General features: G+C 34.6%; 20 protein-coding genes. 15 read left to right on the top strand and 5 right to left on the bottom strand.

Translation table 11 applies throughout. From position 1 onward, the window contains the following. The first annotated feature begins 92 nt into the window (after nucleotides 1–92). The gene (locus ACRBBL_RS20415; RefSeq protein ID WP_431370938.1) at nucleotides 93–1,586 is read left to right on the top strand and encodes a nicotinate phosphoribosyltransferase; all 1,494 of its coding nucleotides are present in this window, start codon (nucleotides 93–95) and stop codon (nucleotides 1,584–1,586) included. A 33-nt stretch (nucleotides 1,587–1,619) separates the two neighbouring features. Continuing rightward, nucleotides 1,620–2,621, top strand: a complete 1,002-nt coding sequence (locus ACRBBL_RS20410) for an acyl-ACP desaturase (RefSeq protein WP_431370937.1) — start codon at nucleotides 1,620–1,622, stop codon at nucleotides 2,619–2,621. Between the two features lie 241 nt (nucleotides 2,622–2,862). Here the strand turns inward: ACRBBL_RS20410 and ACRBBL_RS20405 are convergent, their stop codons facing one another. From ACRBBL_RS20405 to ACRBBL_RS20385, 5 genes are all read right to left on the bottom strand, one after another. Then, entirely contained in the window at nucleotides 2,863–3,471 is a 609-nt protein-coding gene (locus ACRBBL_RS20405; protein ID WP_431370936.1) for a hypothetical protein, read from the bottom strand. A gap of 12 nt (nucleotides 3,472–3,483) precedes the next feature. Then, nucleotides 3,484–4,437 (bottom strand): OmpA family protein, encoded by a 954-nt coding sequence (locus tag ACRBBL_RS20400; protein ID WP_431370935.1) that lies wholly within the window; start codon nucleotides 4,435–4,437, stop codon nucleotides 3,484–3,486. 133 nt (nucleotides 4,438–4,570) lie between these two features. After that, nucleotides 4,571–6,124 carry an L-piperidine-6-carboxylate dehydrogenase gene (gene amaB / locus ACRBBL_RS20395; RefSeq protein WP_431370934.1) on the bottom strand — a complete coding sequence of 518 codons (1,554 nt, stop codon included), beginning with the start codon at nucleotides 6,122–6,124 and terminating at the stop codon, nucleotides 4,571–4,573. An 88-nt stretch (nucleotides 6,125–6,212) separates the two neighbouring features. Beyond that, complete coding sequence (locus tag ACRBBL_RS20390) at nucleotides 6,213–6,914, bottom strand: hypothetical protein (protein ID WP_431370933.1); 702 nt, start codon at nucleotides 6,912–6,914, stop codon at nucleotides 6,213–6,215. Between the two features lie 16 nt (nucleotides 6,915–6,930). Then, nucleotides 6,931–7,473: a 3-hydroxyanthranilate 3,4-dioxygenase gene (locus tag ACRBBL_RS20385; RefSeq protein ID WP_431370932.1), complete on the bottom strand. Its 543-nt coding sequence runs from the start codon at nucleotides 7,471–7,473 to the stop codon at nucleotides 6,931–6,933. A gap of 170 nt (nucleotides 7,474–7,643) precedes the next feature. On the opposite strand from ACRBBL_RS20385, the gene ACRBBL_RS20380 reads away from it, so the two are divergent. From ACRBBL_RS20380 to ACRBBL_RS20320, 13 genes are all read left to right on the top strand, one after another. Then, nucleotides 7,644–7,883, top strand: a complete 240-nt coding sequence (locus ACRBBL_RS20380; RefSeq protein WP_431370931.1) for a hypothetical protein — start codon at nucleotides 7,644–7,646, stop codon at nucleotides 7,881–7,883. A gap of 18 nt (nucleotides 7,884–7,901) precedes the next feature. Continuing rightward, on the top strand, nucleotides 7,902–8,159 hold the full coding sequence (locus ACRBBL_RS20375; protein ID WP_431370930.1) for a class I lanthipeptide: 258 nt from the start codon (nucleotides 7,902–7,904) through the stop codon (nucleotides 8,157–8,159). Nucleotides 8,160–8,176: 17 nt separating this feature from the next. Continuing rightward, nucleotides 8,177–8,449, top strand: a complete 273-nt coding sequence (locus ACRBBL_RS20370; RefSeq protein WP_431370929.1) for a class I lanthipeptide — start codon at nucleotides 8,177–8,179, stop codon at nucleotides 8,447–8,449. Between the two features lie 17 nt (nucleotides 8,450–8,466). Next, nucleotides 8,467–8,736, top strand: coding sequence for a hypothetical protein (locus ACRBBL_RS20365; protein WP_431370928.1), 270 nt, complete (start codon nucleotides 8,467–8,469; stop codon nucleotides 8,734–8,736). A 16-nt stretch (nucleotides 8,737–8,752) separates the two neighbouring features. Then, nucleotides 8,753–8,989: a hypothetical protein gene (locus ACRBBL_RS20360; protein ID WP_431370927.1), complete on the top strand. Its 237-nt coding sequence runs from the start codon at nucleotides 8,753–8,755 to the stop codon at nucleotides 8,987–8,989. A 21-nt stretch (nucleotides 8,990–9,010) separates the two neighbouring features. Then, nucleotides 9,011–9,289, top strand: a complete 279-nt coding sequence (locus tag ACRBBL_RS20355; protein WP_431370926.1) for a hypothetical protein — start codon at nucleotides 9,011–9,013, stop codon at nucleotides 9,287–9,289. A gap of 148 nt (nucleotides 9,290–9,437) precedes the next feature. Continuing rightward, a complete protein-coding gene (locus ACRBBL_RS20350; RefSeq protein ID WP_431370925.1) occupies nucleotides 9,438–10,478 on the top strand; it encodes an isoaspartyl peptidase/L-asparaginase family protein in 1,041 nt (346 codons plus the stop codon). A 74-nt stretch (nucleotides 10,479–10,552) separates the two neighbouring features. Further along, nucleotides 10,553–16,132: an MG2 domain-containing protein gene (locus ACRBBL_RS20345; RefSeq protein ID WP_431370924.1), complete on the top strand. Its 5,580-nt coding sequence runs from the start codon at nucleotides 10,553–10,555 to the stop codon at nucleotides 16,130–16,132. A gap of 121 nt (nucleotides 16,133–16,253) precedes the next feature. Next, the gene (locus ACRBBL_RS20340) at nucleotides 16,254–19,535 is read left to right on the top strand and encodes a T9SS type B sorting domain-containing protein (protein WP_431370923.1); all 3,282 of its coding nucleotides are present in this window, start codon (nucleotides 16,254–16,256) and stop codon (nucleotides 19,533–19,535) included. 4 nt (nucleotides 19,536–19,539) lie between these two features. Next, nucleotides 19,540–19,860 carry an antibiotic biosynthesis monooxygenase family protein gene (locus tag ACRBBL_RS20335; protein WP_431370922.1) on the top strand — a complete coding sequence of 107 codons (321 nt, stop codon included), beginning with the start codon at nucleotides 19,540–19,542 and terminating at the stop codon, nucleotides 19,858–19,860. 159 nt (nucleotides 19,861–20,019) lie between these two features. Next, nucleotides 20,020–22,374, top strand: coding sequence for a penicillin-binding protein 1C (gene pbpC, locus ACRBBL_RS20330; RefSeq protein WP_431370921.1), 2,355 nt, complete (start codon nucleotides 20,020–20,022; stop codon nucleotides 22,372–22,374). 78 nt (nucleotides 22,375–22,452) lie between these two features. Further along, nucleotides 22,453–24,159 (top strand): helix-turn-helix domain-containing protein, encoded by a 1,707-nt coding sequence (locus ACRBBL_RS20325; protein ID WP_431370920.1) that lies wholly within the window; start codon nucleotides 22,453–22,455, stop codon nucleotides 24,157–24,159. A gap of 76 nt (nucleotides 24,160–24,235) precedes the next feature. After that, nucleotides 24,236–24,475 carry a hypothetical protein gene (locus tag ACRBBL_RS20320; RefSeq protein ID WP_431370919.1) on the top strand — a complete coding sequence of 80 codons (240 nt, stop codon included), beginning with the start codon at nucleotides 24,236–24,238 and terminating at the stop codon, nucleotides 24,473–24,475. Nucleotides 24,476–24,773: the final 298 nt, after the last annotated feature.

Genomic DNA, 24,773 nt, shown 5'->3' with positions numbered 1-24,773 from the left:
TTCTGTAGTTTCAACGAATAAAACACAGATTCACTTGTCAATTCCAAAAAACATTTTATATTTGCGTATAATTAACGCAAAATAATATTCCTATGAATCCATTATTGCTGACAGACGGTTACAAACTCGGACACAAAGAACAATATCCGCAAGGAACAACCAAAGTGTATTCGAATTGGACACCACGAAAAAGTAGAATTGAAGGTATTAACAGCGTTGTCTTTTTCGGACTTCAATACTTCATGAAAGAATACCTCATCAAACAATTCAACACCGAATTCTTCAATCAACCAAAAGAGCAAGTTGCTACAGAGTACAAGAAATACGTCGATCATTATTTAGGTGTCGATTACGATATTTCACATATTGAAGATTTACACGATTTAGGCTACTTACCTATTGAAATTAAAGCGGTACCTGAAGGAACAGAAGTTCCAATTCGTGTCCCAATGTTTACCGTAGTAAATACACTTCCAGAGTTTTTCTGGATTACAAACTACTTAGAAACACTACTTTCAAACATTATTTGGCAGCCATGTACTTCGGCTACCATTGCAAAACAATACAAAACAATTTTAACGAAATATGCGCAAGAAACTGATGAGGAAAACTTAGGCTTCATCAACTGGCAAGGACACGATTTTTCCATGCGTGGAATGTCGGGAATAGAATCTTCTATTTTGAGCGGAATGGGACATGCATTGTCTTTTACAGGAAGTGACACGCTTCCCGTTGCGATCAACCTTGAAAAATATTACAATACTGATGTCACTAAAGAATTGGTGATTGGAAGTGTAAATGCTACCGAACACAGCGTGATGTGTGCAGGAAGTAAAGACGACGAAATAGAAACGTTTAGACGCTTGTTAGAAACCTATCCAACAGGAATTCTCTCCGTAGTTTCAGATACCTGGGATTTATGGAAAGTGCTCACAGAATATTTACCACAACTAAAAGAAGAAATTCTAAATCGTGATGGGAAATTGGTAATTCGCCCAGATTCTGGAAATCCTGTAGATATTATTTGTGGTTGTGAACATGAAGATTCAACCGTTGCAAAAGGTGTTATTGAATTATTGTGGGACGAATTCGGTGGAAGCCTAAACTCGCAAGGATACAAAGTACTAAATCCTAAAATTGGCGCTATTTATGGCGATAGTATTACAATTGATAGAGCTACTCAAATTTGCGAACGCTTAAAAGAAAAAGGCTTTGCTTCTACCAATGTTGTCTTAGGAATTGGAAGTTTTACTTATCAATACAACACGCGAGATACATTTGGTTTTGCAATGAAAGCTACGTATGTGGAAGTAAATGGTGAAGGGCGTGCTATTTTTAAAGATCCAATTACGGATGATGGTACAAAAAAATCTGCAAAAGGGTTGATACAATTGTATACTGAAAATGGTCAAATTAAATTGAAAGATGAATGTACTTTAACTGAAGAAAAAGAAGGTTTGCTTACAACAGTTTTTAAAAATGGAAAACTGGTGAAAGAACAATCATTACAAGATGTTAGGAGAATTATCTCAAAATCGATTCAAGATGTTAATTGTGTGAAAACAACGGCTTTTGTAGATATTTAGTGGTACTTTTGCGAGATTATTAAACCATCAATAATGTCTATAAAAAATATTCGTTTAGAAGTCATGCAAACCATTGAGAAAGAAATCGATGGCTACATGGACAAATATCTAATTCCCCCCGAAAAAATATGGCAACCAACTGACTTTTTGCCAGATTCTCAAAAAGATACTTTCTTTGATGAAGTGCATCAAATTAGAGAAGAAGCAAAAGAAATAGGATACGACTTATGGGTTGTATTGGTCGGCGATACTATTACTGAAGAAGCATTACCAACGTACGAATCGTGGCTAATGGATGTAGAAGGAATTAATCAACATGGAAATAACGGTAGAGACAATGGTTGGGCAAAATGGGTTCGTCATTGGACAGGAGAAGAAAATCGCCATGGTGATGTTTTAAACAAATATTTGTACTTATCTGGTCGTGTAAACATGCGCGAAATAGAAATTACAACACAACACATTATCAACGATGGTTTCGATATTGGAACCGCAAATGATCCATATAGAAACTTTGTTTACACAAGTTTTCAAGAGTTAGCAACCAATATTTCGCATAAGCGAGTTGGACAACTAGCAAAGAAAAAAGGAAATACACTACTTGGAAAAATGTGCAATATCATTGCAGGTGATGAAATGCGCCATCATTTAGCATATAGAGAATTTGTAAAAACAATTTTGGAGTACGACCCAAGTGAAATGATGTTAGCTTTTGAAGATATGATGCGTAAAAAAATTGTCATGCCAGCACAATTTGTACGTGAATCTGGAGAAGCTATCGGAACTGCTTTTGAAAACTTTTCTAATGCCGCACAACGCATAGGTGTATATACAACACATGATTATGTTGACATCTTGCGAAAATTGAATGCGTATTGGGAGATTGATAAGTTGACCGATTTAACAGATACTGCCAAAAAAGCACGTGATTATGTGATGAAATTACCAGATCGTATGGCACGTATTGCTGATCGTGTTACAATTCCAGAAGATATTACAAAATTCAAATGGGTTGAAGCGAATGGAATGCTTTAATGTTAGATCACTTCGCTTTTAGATCGGCTTTGCCTTTTGGATCGCTTTGCTGTTAGATCGCTACGCTCTTAGATATTTTCGAAATGAATTTGAAACAAGCCAGATTTCGACACAAAATCTCTTCGAGATTCTACTCGATCAGACGTTCTAAAAAAGTGATTCATCTTTCAATAAAAAACATAAAAAAATCCGCTCTCATAAGAAAGCGGATTTTTTATATAGAAATTTTAAGTATCTAAAATTATACTTCTTTTCCTCCATCTAAGATATCTTGCCAATCTAAAAGTTCTTGCCATTTACCTTCGTAAGCTAGCTTTGCTTGACGCGGCCAAGTCCCTGGATTATGCACTTTATAGCGTTCTCCTCCAGTGTTTAATATTTCTTGACATCTTTCTACACTTGTTTCAGAAAGTGCTTTCCAAGTCGTTACATCATGGTTATGGAATAAGTCTTTAATTTTTGGACCAATTCCTTCTACAAACGTTAAATCATTCTCTTTTACTTTCTTTCCAAAAACTGCCTTTGCTGCAGCTCCATCAAAAAGTATTGCACTAATAGCCGGAGCAGCAAAAGAAGATATACTTAAGTTATCATCATTACCTCTAGCTTCCAAAGTAATCTTACTTTTTTCGCATGCTGCCAATTTAGCTTCCAATGCATCAATTCGTATTAGATATTTATCATTTTGCGTTTCACATCCTGCTAATTCAGTTTCTAACTTAGTAATAATTCCGCTAGAATCATTATCGCTTTCATCTTCATTATTGTTACCAAAAAGCCTTCCTAATAAATAGCCTAAAATTGCACAGATAAGTCCAACCAATACTGGGATTAATATACACCAATTCATATTTTTATATTTTTAATTTGTTTCTTTTAATGTTACTACCGTTCTTCTATTTTTTGCTTTTCCTTCTTCCGTTGCATTATCAGCAATTGGCTCAGTTTGTCCTTTTGAAATTGCTGTAATTTTTGAACTAGAAATTTCATTGTCAATTAGGTATTTTTTAGCAAAATCAGCTCTTTTTTGTCCATATTCAATATTTTTAGCTGCGTCTCCCGTATTATCGGTATGTCCAACAATCAAGCAACTTGAATTATCTACTTTGTCTAAATACTTGGAAATGTCTGCAATTTTTTGACGCTGCTCTGCTGTAAGAACAATTGATGTTTGTCCAGTTTTAAAGTGCAATACTAAAGGGTTTGCTACAATCTTATCGCGCAAGATTTTCAATTCATCTGCTTCACTAGTATCACCATCTGCAATCGTTTTGATTTCATAATCGATAGGCCCAAAGAATACATTATTTGCATTTGGTGTAAGGTCATCTTTAAGCGTTCCGTATGTGTCAATAATTTTGGATGGGACTCCTTGTGACATCATATAGTTCTTAATTGCATTTGCTCTTGCCAATCCAAGGTTTGGATATGCTGAATTATTTTTTTCCTTCGATGTGTAATGACCAATGACCTTGATTCTCTTAGATGGATTATCTTTTAAATACGCTTGTAAACCTGCTATAGCTTTCTTAAGATCATCTGAAATAGGCTCCATAAGATGATAATCGGAACCTTTGAAGTTAAAGTTATTTTCTGCATTCAATGCAAAACTACCATCCTTAACTTTAAAAGAATTTAACGTAGCTTCTTTTACTTTAGGAGCTTCTTTTACGATGTTTTTTTCATCGCCTTTTTTGTTTTTACAATTCTTATTTTCACACTTCGTACAATCGCGACAACACAGCCACCAATACAATATAGTTCCAATAATGATTGTAAGCAAAATACCTAAAAGGTAAGATGTTTTTTTACTCATATATCCGTTATTTATGGTTAAATATTGCTTCAAATTATTAAATTCTCAACAATTTCTATCAACGAATTAGATGAATAAACAAAAAAAGCCACATCTATCGATGTGGCTTTCAATATCTTAGATGAACTGCAATTTACAGATCAAACTTAATTCCTTGCGCTAATGGCAATTCAGTAGTATAGTTAATTGTATTTGTTTGTCTACGCATGTATACTTTCCAAGCATCAGATCCAGACTCACGTCCACCACCTGTATCTTTTTCTCCACCGAAAGCACCACCGATTTCTGCTCCAGACGTTCCAATGTTTACGTTTGCAATTCCACAATCAGATCCTTGTACAGATAAGAACGCTTCTGCTTCACGTAAGTTATTTGTCATAATTGCAGAAGATAACCCTTGTGCAACACCATTTTGAACTTCTAATGCATTTGTTACATCACCAGAATATTTTAATAAATATAAAACTGGTGCAAATGTTTCATGCTGAACGATTTCGAAAGAATTATCAGCTTCAGCAATTGCAGGCTTTACGTAACATCCACTTTCATAACCTTCACCTTCTAAAACACCACCTTCTACAACGATGTTTCCTCCTTCAGCAACTACTTTTTCTAAAGCAGCTTGATATCCTTTTACAGCATCTTTATCGATCACTGGTCCAACATGATTATTTTCATCTAGTGGGTTTCCAATACGTAACTGTCCGTAAGCGGCAACTACAGCATCTTTTACTTTATCGTAAATAGAATCATGAATAATTAATCTACGAGTCGATGTACAACGTTGTCCTGCTGTTCCAACTGCTCCAAAAACAGCTCCGATTACAGTCATTTTAATATCTGCATCAGGTGTAACAATAATTGCATTGTTTCCTCCTAATTCTAATAAAGACTTTCCTAAACGTCCTGCAACTTCTTTCGCTACGATTTTACCCATACGCGTAGATCCTGTTGCAGAAACTAAAGGAATACGAGTGTCTTTAGAAAGATACTCTCCTACTTTATAATCTCCGTTTACCAAACAGCAAATTCCTTCTGGTAAGTTGTTTTCAGCAAAAACCTCAGCTGCTATATTTTGACAAGCTACACCACACATTGGTGTTTTTTCAGATGGTTTCCACACACAAACATCTCCACAAATCCAAGCTAAAGCTGTATTCCAAGCCCAAACTGCTACTGGAAAGTTAAATGCAGAAATAATTCCAACAACTCCTAATGGATGATATTGTTCGTACATTCTGTGTCCTGGACGCTCAGAATGCATTGTAAGTCCGTGAAGTTGACGAGATAATCCAACTGCGAAATCACAGATATCGATCATTTCTTGTACTTCTCCCAAACCTTCTTGGTATGATTTCCCCATTTCATAAGAAACCAATTTACCTAGAGCTTCTTTCTTCTCTCTTAATTTTTCTCCAAACTGACGCACAACTTCTCCACGTTGAGGCGCTGGCATTGTTCTCCAAGTTTTAAAAGCTGAAGTAGCAGCTTCCATCACTTTTTCATAATCTTCTTTTGTTGAAGATTTTACTTTTCCAATCAATTCCCCATCTACTGGAGAATACGATTCAATCAATTCTCCATTTGAAAAATTGTTTGAACCTGTTGAAGTTCCTTCATTGATATCTTTTAAACCTAATGTTGCTAAGGCTTCTTTGATTCCAAAATCAGTAGTCACTGCTCCCATTTATTTATAACTTTTTTTAATTCTTTTGTTAAATTTCTGCAAAGATAAGATAATTATGCTAATCTTTAGTTGCACAATGTGCGGTTTATCATTTCAATTCTAAGATAGTATAATGGTATTTGGCACGAAGATATTTTTCATCTTTCGCTACATCAATTTTAAAGCTTTTTCGATCTTGATGCAATCGCAAACCTGTATGTTCTTCCTGTGTTATATTTACAATTTGACTATACGTTGTTTCACTGTGTTGAATTAAATTCTCTTTCAGCAACCAAGTAGTTATATCAAAATAATACCACCATATTGTATCACTGTTAGGATAGGTAACTTTTATTGAATATGCATCGGTATTATCTTCCAATCGAACAATTCCTTCATACGTTAAAGAAGCTTCGTCTGTAAATAATTTATACGGTTGCCATAACACATATTGCGCACCTATAATTTCTTTATAAGCAGCTGCTATTACTTTTTCATCTGTTTGCGAGATACCATCAAAAAACACCGAGGTTTGTTCTCCATCAAAAACAATGCGTTTTTCAACATCATCTTCAATCCATTTTACTTTTGAAGTAAATGTTGGTTGTAGCGTATTATGAAATCTTTGTTTTTTAACACTTTCTACAGTGCCTTCACTATCATAAAACGTAGTTGTTTTTTCGTAAATTAATAATTTTGGTGTTTCCCATAATGCTTTTCCTCCGTGTGCTTTTTCCAAAGATTTTTGGATCACCATTTCGGCTGTAGGTGCTGGTTCACACGAGCAAAGCATAAAAATTACCAAACTCATACAAATAAAAAAGTGCTTACTCTTCATCAGCTGTAAATCGTTCATCAACAGGCATTACTGTTCCACAATTATCACAAGTTAATAAGTCTTGCGAAGCATAAAATGTTTTAAAATGTCCCAAGAAATCTTTTTCAACATCAACTAACGGAAATCGAACTTCATGTAGTCTATGATTACAATTATCGCAATACCATTGCAAACCATCCATTAAATCGGTTCCTTTTCGTTTACGTTCAACAACCAAGCCTATAGAGTTATCAAAACGCACAGGAGAATGTGGCACGCCAGCAGGATGCAAATACATATCACCAGGACCTAATTTCATTGTTTTCTTTTCACCATCTTCCTGAATATGTACTTCAATATTTCCTTCTAATTGGTAAAATAACTCTTCGGTTTCGTTGTAGTGATAATCCTTTCGTGCGTTTGGTCCGCCAACAATCATCACAATATAATCACCAGCCTCTTTGTATAAGTTTTTATTTGCTACAGGCGGTTTTAACAAATCTCTATTTTCTTCAACCCATTGATTAAGGTTAAACGGTTTTTGTATAGCCATTATAATTTAGAATTTTAGATTTTAAAATTACACATTTTTTAGCGATACTCTGACATTTCTACAAAGTTAACTGTCAAAACTGACACGCAAATGTTAAGTAAGGGAAAACCATACTTTGTTGATTGTATTATTGGCTATCTTTTTTTTGTTAACCAAAAACAGAACTAATTATGAAAAAAAAGAAGTTAAAAGCGTTATCGCTTAAAAAAGCATCCATTTCAAAACTAAATGGTGGGGCGCAAGCACCAACTCCAATTCCTTTATCAAGATATATAAGAGATTGTGTTTTTACATTCAATCAAACACAATGTACCACAACTTGGGTAAGTGAATTATATACTGCTTGTAATTGCCCTACTTCTTGGGAAATAAACTGTGAAACTTCCATAGGAATTCCTTGCGAAGCTTAATTCTAAAAACTTAAAACCATGAAAAAAAAGAATTTTAATAAAAAACTAGACTTAGGGAAAAAACAAATCTCTAATCTTGGTAGTGTACAAGGTGGAGTTGCTGCTTCACATATTTCATGCACCGTTGGTGGCGGAAATTGTACGAGTCAATTCATCAAAACATGTACTTGGCAGAGTGAGTTAAACACGGCTTGTTGTCCTTATACACAAAATATAAACTGTCCATCTTGGGGAATTGTATGTCCAATAGAATCTATAAACGTTTGTGACGCATAATTTTAAAAATCAAAACCATGAAAAAAAAGAATCTCAATAAAAGACTAGACTTAGGAAAAAAAAGAATTTCCAAACTCGATGACGTACAAGGTGGTGCTGCTATAACCCTTGGTGGCGGAAACTGCACAAGCCAATTGATCAAAACATGCACTTGGCATAGTGAATTGTATACAGCTTGTTATTGTGACCCTTCTTGGGATGGAAACTGCGGACCATCTATTGATCGTCCATGTCAATATACAGAACAACCAGGATGTTCACCAAACTCGCACCTTGTTTGTGACGCTTAACCATAAAATTTAAAATCATGAAAAAAAAGAATTTAAATAAGAAACTGTCTCTCAGGAAGAAACAAATTTCAAAACTTGGAGACGTAAAAGGTGGTGCGTTAATACAATCACATTTAACATGCACTCTTACACAAGATTTATTCACTTGTACTTGGGAAAGCGAATTATATTCAGCATGTCATTGTGAGCCTTCATGGCACACCAACTGTAATTCTATCAACATTCCATGTCCGGGTACAATGGATTTAGCTTGTGGTATTGAATCAGTACGAATCTGTGAATCTTAATATTAAAACTTAAATTATGAAAAAAAAGAAACTAAAATCATTATCACTTAAAAAGGCTTCCGTTTCAAAACTAAATGGAGGCGCACAAAGTGTACCTATACCTATTACATTAACAATAGATATTAAACAATGCAATTTTACGTGGGATATACGTCAATGCACTTGGCATAGTGAATTATATTCTGCTTGTGATTGCGAACCTTCATGGCAATTTAACTGCCAGACCTCACAAGGAATTCCTTGTGAAGCTTAATAAACTAATAAATACATTGTTATGAAAAAAAGAAAGATCTCTCAAAAATTAACTATCCATAAATCAAAAATTGCATCATTTAATCAGATGAACACGATTTATGGAGGTTTTCTATCGAATCCTTGCGATTCTATTGAAACAATGCAATGCACAAACAATTGTCCAACCAATGCCTGTCCACCAGGAACAAATGGTTGTCATACGGCAAATTGTCCACCTGAAACAGCAAACTGCCCTTCGGCAAATACAAACTGTTTCTGTGATTCAATCAAAACAATGCCAGGCATTACTGGTTGTTAATTTTTGAAAATAACAAAAACGAAAGCTCCAAAAGTATATTTTTGGAGCTTTTTTTTGTTTTTACTTGTGAATAAATATCTGAAAAACAGTCCGTTTCTCATCTTGAAATTGTGTACATTTAATGCACTAATCAATCATTTTTATTCTCATGAAAAAATCTGCACTTGTATTGCTGTTTTCTATTTTTCTACTACATAGTTGCACAAATACTTCTTCCGAAAAAAAAACACCAAAAACTGATACGAAACCTGTAAACACTTTCGGATTGGTTATTCATGGCGGCGCAGGAACAATATTAAAAAAGAATTTGACTCCTGAAATGGAAGCAGAATACAAAGCAATTTTAAAGAAAGCTGCCAGCAAAGGATATGAAATTCTGCAAAATGGCGGTTCAAGCTTAGATGCTGTTGAGCAAACCATTCATATCTTAGAAAACTCACCATTATTCAACGCTGGAAAAGGTGCCGTTTTTGCTAACAATGGTAAAAACGAATTGGATGCTTCTATCATGGAAGGAAAAACGTTAAATGCTGGTGCCGTTGCAGGTGTGACGAATTTAAAAAACCCAATTTCCGCAGCTCGAAAAGTTATGGAAAATTCAAATCATGTTTTGTTAGCAAGAAAAGGCGCTGAAGAATTTGCCGCAGCACAAGGTTTAGAAGTAGTAGATACTAGTTACTTTTTCACGGAAAGACGATTCAATTCGCTTCAAAAAGCAAAAAAAGGAGATAAAGACAAAGCTGCTTATATAGATCCCTATATTAAAGATTACAAGTACGGAACTGTAGGTTGTGTCGCTTTAGATAAAAACGGGAACCTAGCTGCTGGAACGTCTACAGGTGGAATGACTAATAAAAAATGGAGTCGCATAGGAGATTCTCCAATAATTGGTGCAGGAACGTATGCAAACAACAAAACTTGTGCAGTTTCTGGAACTGGACACGGCGAATATTTTATAAGAGCAGCTGTAGCACATGATATTTCTGCATTGATGGAATATAAAAACATGTCGTTGCAAGAAGCAGCTCAAGAAGTGATACAAAATAAATTAAAAAACATGGGAGGCGACGGCGGAATTATTGCCATAGATGCAAAAGGAAATTTAGTTGCAGAATTTAATACGCCAGGCATGTATCGTGCAATGGCTGATGAAAAAGGAAACATAACTGTAGGAATTTATAAAAAGTAATAAAAAACGAATCCTATCCAATTTTTTACGAATACTAATTACCTGATAACGAATACTCAAAGAACATCTATATTATGAGAAAGTTTGTCTATTTTACAAAAAAATCCATCATGCGCAACAGTACTATTCTTGTCCTTTTCGGGATATTTCTCAGCTTCTTTTCTTGTAACACAGGAAATCCGGAAGCAGATAATATATTTGAATTCAAAGATTATATTTATCAAACCACCGCAGGAACAGTTTCTGTGACAGAACCTATTATTATTGGGCTTCAAAAGCAAATGCCAAATTTGGGTGATTCAGGAGAACTATCTACAGATATCATCAGTATTAGTCCGAAAGTAAGCGGAAAACTACTGGTTCAAAACAACAAAACCTTGCGTTTTCAACCAGATGCACCTTTGCAACCAGACACAGAATATTCGGTAACGGTTAAACTAGAAGATATTTACGAAGATGTTAAAGAAGAATTTAAGACATATACTTTTGTCTTTAAAACAGTAACTCCAAACTTTTCTGTAACGACCAACGACTTGCAATCGTATTCAAAAGAATGGCAATATTTAAATGGAACCTTGCGCTCTGCAGATGTCATTCCAACAGAAAAACTACAAAAACTAGTCACTGCAACACAAGGTGGAAAAACATTAAATGTAAAATGGGAACCTTCTGTTCTTAACAATACTACGTACGAGTTTACAATTGATAGTATTAATCGATTAGACAATAATTCAGAGGTGAAAATTTCATGGGTTGGAACCGCAATTAGTGCCAAAGCAAAAGGCGGAACGTATTATACTATTCCTGGAAAAAACAACTTCTCAATTATTGGTGTGACGGTTTCTCAAAGTCCTGAGCAAAAAGTAAGCATCAACTTTACAGATCCACTACATAAAAATCAAAACTTTGCAGGATTGGTAACGATTACAAATCAAAAAGGGCTCACGTATGCAACCGATGGAAACATCTTAAACATCTATCCAAAAAATAAAATTAAAGGCACAACAATGCTGGAAGTATTTTCCGGTATTAAAAGTAAAGACGATTATAAACTGAAAAGCGGATACAAAAAAAGCATCTCATTTGAACAGCAAAAACCAAAACTTCGCGCCGTAAGCAAAGGTGTTATTTTACCAAACTCAAAAAACCTTACGTACAACTTTCAGGCGATGAACTTAAAAGCGGTTGACGTACGTATCATTAAAATATATCAAGACAATGTATTGCAGTTTTTACAAGAAAATAATCTAAGCGAAATTGATCGATATAGCATTCGAAAAGTTGGAAGACGCATTGCCAAAAAAACCATCCATTTAATCGAAAATGAAAACGAAAATGATGGACAATGGAAAACCTACGGAATTGATTTGTCTACACTTTTCAAAGCAGCTCCTGGTGCTATCTACCAAGTAGAAATTGGCTTTAAAAAAGAATATTCACTTTATGCTTGTGAAGAAGGTGATGGCGCTACTGCAGATAGTTCTCGTTCGCGCAGACGCGACAATTACTATCAAAATCGTGAAGATGAAGAAGAAAATGAAGAAGAGTACTGGGACAATCGCATGTACGAATTTAGAAACTATCAATACAATTGGAATGATCGCGATAATCCATGTACCGATTCGTATTATATGCAAAGTGAATTCCTTACAGCAAACATTCTCGCATCCGACTTAGGTGTCATTGTAAAAAGTGGCGGAAACAAATCGTATTATTTCGCGGTAAGTGACATTATATCTACCGATCCTGTGAGCAATGCCAAAGTAACACTCTACAACTTTCAACAACAAGAAATTGAATCAAAACAAACCGATTCGGAAGGTTTAACGACCATTGATGCTGACAAAAACGCATACTTTGCAACAGTTTCCAAAGGCAATCAAATTACATACATAAAACTGAATGATGGTAGTGCATTATCTATGAGTAAGTTTGATGTAGCTGGGAAAAAGATCAAAAAAGGCATCAACGGATATATTTATGGCGAACGTGGTGTTTGGCGTCCTGGCGACTCTTTACACTTAGCTTTTGTGTTGAATGATACAGGAAATCCGCTTCCAAAAAATCATCCTGTAAAAATGGAAGTTACCGATGCACGCGGCAAATTAGTCTATAAAAACATCATGACGCAAGGTGTAGATAACTTCTATAAATTTACAGTTGAAACGGATCGGGAAGCGCCAACAGGAAATTGGGAAGTCAATGTAAGTGTTGGTGGCGTAAACTTCTCTAAAACGCTCAAAATAGAAACGGTAAAACCAAATCGTTTAAAAATAAATATTGATTTTGATGATGAAATTTTAGCGAATTCCAGACCAATTGAAGGCACACTAAAAGCCGCTTGGTTGCATGGCGCACCTGCGAAAAACTTAAAAGCAGAAGTCAATGTGCGATTAACGAGTACAAAGACATCTTTCAAGAAATTTCCAAACTATGAATTCAACGATCCGACACGAAATTTTAATTCGGAAGAATTTATCATGTTCAAAGGAAAACTGAACGAAGAAGGAGTCGTTGACATCTCCAAAAAAATAAACGTGGATAAAAAAGCACCAGGTATGTTGCGTGCATCTTTTTTAACGCGTGTGTTTGAAAACGGTGGCGATTTCTCTATTGACGCATTTTCAAAAGATTTTGCACCATACATTTCTTTTGTTGGATTAAAAACACCCAAACCAAAACAATACGGTTCGTTTTATACGGATGAAGACAATACTTTTGAAGTTGTTACGGTTGATGATCGCGGAAATCCAATCAAGCGTAACGGATTGAAAGTGAAAATTTATGAAATCAATTGGCGTTGGTGGTGGAGCTCGTCGTATGAAGATTTATCTTCCTATTCGGGAAGCAACTATCACGAACGCTATCGTACCTTCACAGTTAATACAAATGCCAATGGAAAAGGAAGTTTCAAGCTAAACATTCCCGACGAAGATCGCGGACGTTACTTAATTCATATTTCCGATCCAAAAAGCGGACATGCTACAGGAAAAACAACATATTTCTACAAAAACTGGTGGCGCAGAAGTAATGATGGCAACTCAGAATCTGCCAAAATGCTGATTTTTGCAGCAGACAAAGACAAATACAATGTTGGAGAGCAAGCAACCATTACGTTCCCTTCAGGGAAAGGCGGACGTGCTTTGGTTAGTGTTGAAAACGGTACAGAAGTATTGAGCACAAAATGGGTAAAAACATCCAAAGAGCAAACCACAACGACAATTCCGATTACGAGTGAAATGGCGCCAAATGTGTTTGTAAATGTTTCTCTAGTACAAAAACATGACAATGTTTCTAACGATTTACCAATTCGTTTATATGGTGTGATTCCAATCATGGTAGAAAATCCTGCTACGATTCTCAAACCTAAAATTTCAGTACCAGAAACCTTACGTCCAGAACAATCGTTTACGGTAAAAGTAAGTGAAGAAAGCAAAAAAGAAATGACCTATACAATTGCTGTTGTAGATGAAGGTTTGTTAGATTTAACACGATTTAAAACACCAAATCCTTGGGATCTTTTCTATCAACGTCAAGCACTTGGCGTTCGTACTTGGGATATTTACGATGATATCATTGGTGCATTTAGTGGAGACATAGATCAAGTGTTTGCAATTGGTGGCGGCGATGGCGGAAATGGCGGAAAAAACAAAAAAGCCAATCGTTTTAAACCTGTGGTAAAATATTTAGGACCATTCAAACTGAAAGCTGGACAAACGGCATCACATACTGTTGACATGCCAAATTATATTGGCGCTGTACGTACCATGGTTGTGGCCGGAAATCCTAAAACGGAAGCGTATGGAAATGCAGAGCAATCATCGCAAGTAAAAAAGCCGTTAATGGTGTTAGCTACTGCACCTAGAAAACTAAGTCCAGGTGAAAAAGTTACCTTACCTGTCACTGTTTTTGCAATGGAAAACAAGGTGAAAAATGTATCGCTTACGCTGAAATTACAAAACGGAATTTCGGTAATTGGAAGCAAAACAAAATCACTCACATTTAGCAAGCCAGATGAAAAAATGGTGTTTTTCGACTTAGATGTAAGCGAAATAAAAGGCATTCAAACCATAGAAGTTGTGGCTACTGGAAATGGTGAAAAAGCATCGTATAAAGTAGAATTGGATGTAGAAAATCCAAATCCGATTGCAAAGAAAATTCACGAATTAACCTTGCAAGGAAACGAATCGCAAACACTCTCTTTTGATACTTTTGGTGTTGATGGAAGCAACGCAGCTACCGTAGAATTTTCAACATTACCACCAATGGATTTCACTGCGCGTATGCAATACTTAATTCGTTATCCGCACGGTTGTATAGAGCAAACAACATCAAGTGTATTTCCACAATTATATCTCGCAGATATTTTTGACTTAACTGTTCAGAAAACAGGAGAAATCAATCAAAATATAGAAAAAGGCATCAAACGTTTGGCACATTTCCAACTTTCAAATGGCGGATTGGGCTATTGGATAGGTGAAAATCAAGTCAATGATTGGGGAACAAACTACGCAGGTCATTTTATGATTGAAGCAGAAAAGAAAGGATATACCTTGCCGTTGACATTTATGAATAAGTGGATTAGTTATCAGCAAAATGCAGCGCGTACATGGCGAAATGATACTAGATATCACTATGACGATTTAACGCAAGCATATCGTTTGTATACACTAGCCTTAGCTGGTTACCCAGATTTGGCTTCTATGAACCGACTGCGTGAAACGAATAATTTATCAAACGATGCCAAATGGCGATTGGCAGCTGCGTATGCATTGGCTTCTCAAAAAGAAGCTGCTGAACAAATTGCAAAAACGGCAAATATCAACTTTACGCCATCAAAAGCACGATATGATTATACCTATGGTTCGGTAGATAGAAATAGAGCAATGGCAATGGAAACAATGGTTATTTTAAAAGATCCTAAAACCATTGAGCTGTCTAAAACAATTGCCAAAGATTTATCCTCAAGTCGTTGGATGAGCACGCAAACTACTGCATATAGTCTGTTAGCAATGGGTAAAATGGTGACGCAAAATGGCGGAAAGAATATTAAAATGCAATACACCTTCAACGGGAAAAGTCCGCAGACAATTCAAACGACAAAAGCCATTGCGCAACGCGATTTAGACATTAAAAAAGGAAGTAATACAATTCAAATTGAAAACAAAGAAGACAATGTATTATTTGTGCGTGTATTAAATACTGGAAAGTTGCCTTTGGGCGAAGAATTAGCGGAAAAGCGAAACTTAGCTATTCGTGTAACCTATAAAGACAAAGCTGGAAACACTATCGATGTGTCGAAACTGACGCAAGGAACTGATTTTATGGCAACCGTAACGGTTTCAAACGACAAGCCTGAATTTATAGGTGATATTGCATTGACAGAAATATTTCCGTCAGGTTGGGAAATTGTGAATACACGTTTTACTGATTATGGAAATACGCCATCTAGCGAAGCCAGACATACAGATATTAGAGATGATCGTGTGAATTTCTATTTTGATTTACCACGCGGAAAAGCAAAAACTTTCAACGTATTACTAAATGCTTCCTATTTAGGAAAGTACTATTTACCAGGAGTTCAAGCAGAAGCGATGTATGATAATGATTTCTTTGTGAGAACTAAAGGACAATGGATTGAAGTGGTGAAATAACTAAAGAAAAATTGTAAAAAAAGAAAAAATACTATCAATGCATTATCGCTTTAATGCTAGACTGAACGCAACCTTTTGTTTATATTGACATCTATAAGGAAGAAAAATACAATAAAATTATATGTCAAAATTCAAAATAGGATTTATTATTTTTTTAGGACTTTTCACTTTCTCAGGAAACTCTAAAAATACAATTTCTGATATAGAATCAGAAGAATTCATGGATCCTGTAGAATATGTAATTTGCGGTGATGATGGTTTTGCAGAAATTAATATCTCAAATATACAATCTGATATTCTTATAGATTATCTTAATAGTTTAACAACTATAGAAGAAGGAATCATAATTTCTACTAGAACAGGAAGTATTATAAAGTTCGAAAACTTCTTGGAAGGTCCTGTTACTTCAGAAGTCCTCTGTAATGTTCCTTATGCACTTACAGATGTTGGAGTAGATGAAAATGGTATGATTCACATTATTGCAGATTATAACTCTATTCGTTTGTTAAATGAAGACAATTGTAGTACCAGTATAATTCCCGGATTATCACCAATTCCTATTCTATCGAACTCATTGTCTTTTGACACAGAAGGTAATATGTATTTTGGTGGTTTTAGCAATGTAGTATATAGGTATGATAGTGATGAAATGAGCCCTCCTTACATATGGCATGACTTTCAACAAGGTATGCCAAGCGGTGATTTCGTAATACTTGGCAATAAGATGTATATATCTTGGCTAAGAAATGGTGCAACCAGATTGTACGAAGTGACAATAGATAATAACTTTAATTATATATCACATGTAGATTTAGGTATTATTCCCAGCAATACTTACGGACTTGCGAGTGAACTTGGTGAATTATATGGTGTAACACCCTCGATTCTATATAGAATCAACTTAGAAATATTGACAATTTCAATAATAGCTACTAATGACTTTAGTAATGGTGAATGGTGGGGAGCTGCAGGATTACATGAAGCATATAATTTTGAAACTTCTTCGCACATAAATGCTGCTGATGCCAATTCTGGCACAAATCCACTACCCGATATTTGGAACAATACCCAACAAGGCTCACAAACAATATATATAAGAATTGAAAATACAATAACTGGAGAGACTGAAGTTGTAGAAGTGAATTTAATTATTACAGATACGACACCTGAAATAACTATGCCTTCGGAATTAGTAATTTGTACTGAAGATACTACTAGTTTTACATACGATTTAACTACCGTTGAACCAGAACTTCTTCAAAGTACTAGTAACCCTGTCACTGTAAGTTATCATAATTCAGAATCCGATGCTGAATTAAATTTAAACGCTATCGATCCAGATTACACAACAACAGCTACTGAAGAAATAATCTATGTAAGAGTTGAAAATGTAGATGATAACTGTTTTGCAGTTACAAATTTCAATATTTCAATAAACTTTACACCTTCTATTGTTGCACCTACAAATTTAGAACAGTGTGAAAGTGAAAGCAATGGGATTTTCACGCTTACAGATATAGAAACTGAATTACTTCAAAATAATATAATTCCTGTAACGGTAAGCTATCACGCTAATATGACAGATGCCAATTTAGGAACAAATGTAATTAATACAAACTATCAAATAACTTCAGGACAAGAAACTATTTTCGTTCGTGTGGAGAGTACAAACAACAGCGAGTGCTTTGAAATTTCGCAATTTGATATTATCCTAAACGAAAACCCACAAATAACAACACCTAACAACATTACTCAATGTGAAAACAATAATACTTTTAATCTCACACAAATAGAAAATGAATTGCTTCAAAACAATACAATTGCTGTTATAGTAACCTATTATACAAGTTGGGGTGATGCTACCACTGGGACAAACCCAATCAATACCAACTATCAAATTTCTCCTGGTCAAGAAACCATTTTTATTCGTGTAGAAAATGCAAACAATGGCGAATGCTTTGAAACTTCGCAATTTGATATTATTCTAAATGAAACCCCACAAATAACAACACCTAACAACATTACACAATGTGAAAACGACACTACTTTTGATCTCACACAAATAGAAAATGAGTTGCTTCAAAACAACACTATTTCTGTTGTAGTAACATATTATACGAGTTTGGGTGATGCAACAACAGGAACAAATCCAATTAATACCAACTATCAAATTTCTCCTGGTCAAGAAACTATTTTTGTTCGTGTAGAAAACACAAACAATAGCAATTGTTTTGAAACCTCACAATTTGAAATTATTCTTAACGAAAGTCCACAAATAACAACACCAAGTGATATTATGCATTGCGCAGATGACGGTAGTTTTGATCTTACACAAGTAGAAAATGAATTAACAGCAAATACATCACAAAATGTAATCATTACCTATCACACAACTTTAAATAATGCAAATACAAATACTGACGCAATCAATACTAACTATAACGCAAACACAAACCAAGATACTATCTACGTACGTGTACAAATCACTGATAGTGATTGCTTTGCTGTAACATTATTTAATGTCATTACTTTTGAAAGTTTGGAAATTACAATTCCAAGCTCTATTAGTTTTTGTGAAAACGAAATTGATGGTCCTTTTGATCTCACTCAAGTAGAAAACGAGCTTTTACAAAACGTTACACAAAATATTACGGTCTCTTATCATGATTCGCTAGTAGATGCTGAAACCAATACAAATTCTCTAAGTACAAATTATACAATTCCTGCTGTACAAGCAACTATTTATATTCGCGTGGAAGATAATGATACAAATTGTTTTGAAACTACTCAATTTACAATTCAATCTTTTGAAAACCCAATTATAGAACCCTTTGTAAATTCGCCCAGCATACGGTTACTGTCAGATTGCTATATAGATACTAATTTAGAAGGTTATTTTGACTTGAATGATATTTACAGTGAAATTATCACAAATGGAAACACAGACTATACTTTAGAATTTTACCTATCAGAAGAAGAAGCTGCACAAGAAATCAATACTATTAATGCTATTTATTATGCGTTAGGCGATACCGAAGAAATCTTTGTTGTAGTAACCAACAACAATGGCTGTAAAAGTATGACCAACTTTTTTATCAACCCTGATTGTTATGATACTATTGTAGATATCGCTAATATTTCTTTTCCAGAATTTTTTACGCCAAACAACGATTATGTAAATGATACTTGGAATGTAAAAGGAATATCTGTAGCAGTACAGCAAACTTCCATTATGTATATTTTTGATCGCTATGGAAAATTACTTTATTATTTTCGACCCGGACAAATAGAAGGTTGGAATGGCACATACAAAGGAAGGCCAATGCCTAGTAATGATTATTGGTATAAATTTCAAACATTGGAAGGGCAAATTTTTTCAGGCAGTTTTTCCTTAATTAGATAAAATAATGAACACAGAATTTACACCCTATTACGCCGTCATTTTTACGTCTATTCAAACGACAACAACAGAAGGTTATGCAGAAATGGCACAACAAATGGAAGATTTAGCCAAACAACAAACTGGTTTTATCGGTATTGATAGCGCACGAAATGAAATTGGAATTACCGTAAGTTATTGGGGAAGTTTAGAAGCCATTAAGCAATGGAAACAACATACCGATCACTTAGTTGCACAACGAAAAGGCATCAAAAATTGGTATGCGTATTATAATGTAAAAATCTGTAAAGTAGAACGTGAGTATAGTTTTAAGGAGCGTTTTAATTGAAAATTTCTAACGTCACTTCGAGTGTTTTTTCATAATGAAATGAAGAAAAAATGTATCGAGAAGTAATGTGAATACAAAAAGTAATAAAATATCAAAGTAGATCTCGACACAAAAAATGCTCTTGCATTTTCCACTCGATCTGACGCATAGACATGCAAAATGATAAAATACATCGTTAAGAAAATAAAGAATAATAGAATAAAAACGGCAATCATCTGCATACTGTTGATTGCGTATTATTTTTGTTTGCCAGAAACTTTATTTGATGTACCAACTTCTACCGTCATTGAAAGTCGTGAAGGTATTTTATTGGGTGCAAAAATTGCCGATGATGGACAATGGCGTTTTCCTGAATTGGATTCTGTTCCCGAAAAATTTAGAACCTGTATCATACAGTTTGAAGATGCCTATTTCTACAATCACCCTGGATTTAATCCAGTTTCTATGACCAAAGCATTGTGGCAAAACATGACTTCGGGCGAAGTACAACGTGGCGGAAGTACCCTAACGCAGCAAGTAATTCGCTTATCGCGAAAAGGAACAAAGCGCACGTACTTTGAAAAAGCTAAAGAACTCATTCTCGCCACGCGATTAGAATTCCGTTATTCTAAAGATGAAATTTTAAAACTCTACGCTTCTCATGCGCCTTTTGGCGGAAATGTTGTTGGCTTAGATGCTGCTGCTTGGCGTTATTTTGGAAGAAGACCTCAAGAACTTTCTTGGGCAGAAAATGCAACCTTAGCGGTATTGCCAAATGCTCCAAGTTTAATTTATCCAGGGAAGAATCAAATACGCTTAAAAAACAAACGTAATCGATTGCTCAAAAAACTATTCGATCAGCAAATTATAGATAAACTCACCTACGATTTGGCGATTGAAGAGCCCTTACCACAAAAACCATATCAACTACCACAAACTGCAAAACATTTACTAGATAAGGTTGCAGAAACACAGAAAGGAAAACGTGTACAAACGTCTGTAGAAACTTATTTACAGCAAGAAACAAATGCTATTGTTGCTAAACATTACAAAGAATTACAACAGAATCAAGTGTACAATGCTGCGGTACTTGTTTTGGATGTAAAAACACGAAAAGTACTCGCTTATGTTGGAAATACGCCAACAGATAAATCGCATCAAAAAGATGTAAATGTCATTCACAAACCGAGAAGTACTGGAAGCATTATGAAACCGTTTTTGTATACGGCAATTCTGGATGCTGGCGATTTACTACCAAACACCTTAGTCGTTGATGTGCCAACAACAATTGGTAATTACAACCCGAAAAACTTTAAAGAAACCTATGATGGCGCGGTTACTGCCAAACGTGCGTTGTCGCGTTCGTTGAATGTTCCTGCGGTACGAATGTTACAACAATTTGGCTTGGATAAATTCTACTATTATCTTAAAAAATTACAACTAAAAGATATATCGTATAATCCCGATCATTATGGACTTTCATTAATACTTGGTGGCGCAGAAAGCAACTTGTGGGATTTGTGTAAAACCTATGCTGCTTTTTCATCAACCTTGACACATTTTGGTGAAAACTCGGGTCAATATTTTAGCAATGAATTTTGCGAGCCTTCTTTTTTATTGGATGAGACGGTGGATTTTGGTTCGCTTACCGCGGAAAAAACCATCTTTGATGCAGGATCGATGTATTTAACTTATGAATCTTTGAAAGAAGTAAATCGTCCCGAAGGTGAAGAAAATTGGGAGTTTTTTGACTCTAGCAAACAGATTGCTTGGAAAACAGGAACTAGTTTTGGTTTTCGTGATGCTTGGGCAATTGGTACTACAAAAGATTATGTAGTTGGCGTTTGGGTTGGAAATGCCGATGGCGAAGGTCGTCCAGGATTGGTCGGAACAGTTGCCGCTGCTCCAATTTTGTTTGATGTGTTTGATGTATTGCCTAAAAGCGAATGGTTTGCTATTCCACATGATGAACTCGAAGAAGTGGATATTTGCTCGCAAAGTGGTTATAGAGCTTCTGAATTGTGTGAAGAAAAAGAAAAACAGTTTATTCCTAGAAGCGGATTAAAAACAAAACCTTGTCCGTATCATGTATTGGTTCATTTAGATTTGGATGAGCGTTATCAAGTCAATTCGTCTTGTCAACCATTAAATCAAATGGTGCATAAAAGTTGGTTTGTATTGCCGCCATTGATGGAATATTATTATCAGAATAAAAATCCGTTGTATAAAACCTTGCCTCCTTTTCGAAAAGATTGTACTGCCGAATTTCAAAAAAGTATGGATTTCATTTATCCAGAAGAAGCCACCAAAGTATTTCTTCCAAAAGATTTTGATGGCAACAAAAATGGTGTCATTTTACGATTGGCACATTCCATTCCAGACACGAAAGTCTTTTGGTATTTGGATGAAACATTTTTAGGTACTACCGAAACCATTCATGAAATGGAAGTTAAACCAGAAACTGGCATTCATAAAATCACCGTTGTTGATGCATTAGGGAACGAAGCCAAACGAACTATTGAGATTAAGGAGTAGTTTCTTCTTATTACACAAAGAATTTAGTACTTTACATTTTCAATAGAATTCCCCCGAAACGTTAATACCTTATCAACTATGAAATCATCTTTTTTCATACCTGTTTTACTATTTTTTAGTCTTAACTGCGTATTCGGGCAAACAGATTCATTGACAACAAAATCGTTTGAAGAATTAGAAAAATTATACCTCGCTACTTATAAAACTCCTAAAGAAGCTAAAAAATATGTAGATGCGTTGTGCATTGTAGCCAAAAAAGGAACAGACAAACAACGAATTGCGAAAGCGTTTTATAGAAAAGGAGTTATTTATTTAAACCTAGGAAATTTAGAAGAAGCTTTGACATTTACTAAAACTTCTGAAAAAATAGCACAACAACTGAAAGATAAAACATTACTGTTTCAAAACCATATCCTTAAAGGGAATGTATATTTAGCAAAAGGTAATTATACAAAAACGATTGCCTCTTACTTAAAAGCAAAATCATTAGCTGAAGAGCGTCAAAACTTGAAAGATATTCTTGCAATGTCATATAATATTGGCTTGGTTAAAAAACAAGTTGGAGATTATACAGGAGCTCTTATAGAATTTAAACAAAACCTTCAAAAAATAGAATTGCTAAATAATGCAAATAAAGACCGTACAGAAGCAATCAATTATTTAGGGTTGTCGGACACTTATTTACGGATGAAGAAATTAGATTCTGCTTATATATTTATGAAACAAGGTTTTCAAAAAACTTCTCCTGAAAAATATCCATCAGTTCATATAAATTTATTATTGATTGAAGTAATTATAGGTTATCAAAAAAAGCAATATCAACAAAGCATTGATCGAATTGTTTCTCTAGATACTATTATTAAAAAAACAGGAGAAACCGGAAAAATTATGACTTTCTATTTATATAAAGCAAAAAATTATCAAGGATTAAAATCTAATGATTCTGCTATTTTTCAATATGAAAAAATTAAAAACTTAATACAACCAGAAGAGCTTTCTTTTCCTGAATTGGATAAAGTGTATTTTCAACTAGCAACGTTATATCTACAGAAAAAAGATATAAAAAATGCGACTCATAATTTTAAACTCTTCGAGGAATTTACGCAACAAAAAGATAGTACAGATATCGTTGTTCATCATACCATAAAAGATTACGATATTACAAAACTAAAAGAAAAGCTTCAAACCGTAAATGATGAAAATACACAACAGAAAAAAACTGTCAATTATTTATATGTGATTTCGGGTATTTTAATTGCTTGCGCTATTTTCTTTTGGCTGTTATATAAGCAAAATAAAAAGCAACATAAAAAACGTTTCAATGCTTTGATGATTCGAATGAACGAACTCGAATCTCCAAAAAATAAATCAAAAATAACTACTCACAAAACTGACTTGGCTATTAATGATGAAGGTGTTGAGCAAATATTAAAAGACTTGGCGAAATTTGAAGCTAAACAACAATTCTTACATGTAGATTGCACACTGGCGTATACTGCAAAAAAATTAAAAACGAATACCGCATACTTATCACATGTTATCAATACCTATAAAGGGAAAAAATTTACAGCGTATTTAAATGAACTCCGAATCAATACGGCTTTGGTAACCTTAAAGAATGACAAAAAGATTCGATTGTATTCTATAAAAGCAATTGCGAATGAGTTTGGGTATGCCCGGAGAGAAACCTTCTCTAAAGTCTTTAAAAGCGCCACTGGAATGGATCCTACCTCCTATATCAAAGAACTGCAATTACAAGATAAAAACGATGGTGATAATTCATAAATTGTCTCCATTACAAAATTGTTGTCCCGCAAAAAAAGATAATATTTGATATTAATTTTAATAAAACTCAGAAACTATGAAACGTTTTGTATTGAATAAAGTAAAGGTTGCTAGATTAATCAATATTCAAAATATTAAAGGTGGAGTAGATACTCCAGTTGGAACTTCAATACTTGTAGGTGAATGCACCGACACAGTTACAGTTGATTGCATAACTGATGATTGCACATTTTCAGGTACAGCCCCATGTACACTTACGTCTATTCAAGGTGAACTTACTACAAATCCAGTAGGTCCAGATACGCTTCCATTATAATAACATAACATTGTTCACAAAAAAGAAGCCATAAATAGCTTCTCAAAAAACAGATTTAACTATTAATGGTGGAATATTAAAAGCTATCTTTCAAAAAATAAATTACACAGAGGTTACCTAAAAAAGTGTTTTTTAGGTAACCTCTTTTTTTCAATTTACAATACTTAGCAAGTATACGTATGACAACCTGGAGCATTTGAACATCCAGCAGAACATGCTGTCGCTTTTGGGTGTGTATAATTCAAACCTCCTGTAAGTTTTTGTGATTCAAAATTAGAAATTGACTTCTTGTTTAAGG

The organism is Kordia sp., assembly GCF_050633145.1.
Taxonomy (GTDB): domain Bacteria; phylum Bacteroidota; class Bacteroidia; order Flavobacteriales; family Flavobacteriaceae; genus Kordia.
This window is presented reverse-complemented; position numbering and strand designations above follow the sequence as displayed.